The organism is Microbacterium sp. MEC084 (assembly GCF_004514465.2).
GTDB lineage: Bacteria > Actinomycetota > Actinomycetes > Actinomycetales > Microbacteriaceae > Microbacterium.
This window is the reverse complement of the sequence record NZ_MYFP02000049.1, coordinates 1-946: the sequence shown is the minus strand read 5'-3', so window position 1 is coordinate 946 and position 946 is coordinate 1. Positions and strand designations below refer to the sequence as shown.

Genomic DNA, 946 nt, shown 5'->3' with positions numbered 1-946 from the left:
CTAGGGCGTGTCTGACAAAGCCTTGGTCCAGGCGATGACGGCGTTGAGGACGACCGCGGCGCGGTAGATCACGGCGTGCTTGTCGTACCGGGTTGCGAGGCCTCGCCATTGTTTGATGTGGCAGTAGCGGCGTTCGATGACGTTCCGGTTCTTGTAGTCGGCGACGTCGAGCCCGACAGGTCTGCCGCCGCGGGATCCGCGGCGCTTGCGGTGGCCTTTCTGGTCGTCGGGCTCGGGGATCACCGCCTTGATCCCGCGGGAACGCAGGTGGGACCGGATCGCGCGTGAGGAATACGCCTTGTCGCCGCGGACCGCGTCCGGGCGGGTGCGGGGCCGGCCGGTGTCGCGGCCGACCCGCAGCTGCGCCATCAGCGGCAGGAACATCGGCGAGTCCCCCGCCTGCCCGGGAGTGATCAGTGTCACCAGAGGGAGCCCGTTGCCGTCCACGAGCTGGTGGATCTTCGTCGACAGACCGCCTCGGGAGCGGCCGATGCCGTGATCAGGCGGCTCGATCTGCGGATTCGTGTAATTCGATCCAGCCCCCTGTGAGGCGGGTCGTGTTCGTCGCGTGCTGATGCGCGCGGGCGATCGTGGAGTCCACCGACAACGACCAGTCGATCATCCCCGCCGCGTCCGCTGCGGCGGTGACCTTCGCCAGCACCCGGTCCCAAGTGCCGTCCGACGCCATCCGGCGATGCCAGGTCCACACCGTCTGCCACGGCCCGAACACCGCCGGCAGATCCCGCCACGCGATCCCCGTCCGATACCGGTACACGATCCCCTCCACCATCGTTCGAGCGTCGGAGAACTTCCGCCCCGGCCGGCCCGTGGGACGCGGCAGCATCCCCTCGATCAACGACCACTGAGCATCAGAGAGCATCTGAAACCGCGACACCCCTCGAGACTCTCAGCCGCAGCCCCCAACCTTTGTCAGACACGCCCTAGG

The 946-nt window shown here is 68.1% G+C and carries 1 protein-coding gene; it reads right to left on the bottom strand.

Features of this window, described 5'->3' with window-relative positions; all coding sequences use genetic code 11:
* Positions 1–895, bottom strand: a protein-coding gene (locus tag B5M43_RS14890; protein ID WP_134746813.1) for an IS5 family transposase whose coding sequence is annotated in 2 segments (ribosomal slippage) — positions 1–543 and positions 545–895 — 894 coding nt in all. Because the reading frame shifts where the segments join, the coding sequence is not laid out codon by codon here.
* Positions 896–946 lie beyond the last annotated feature (51 nt).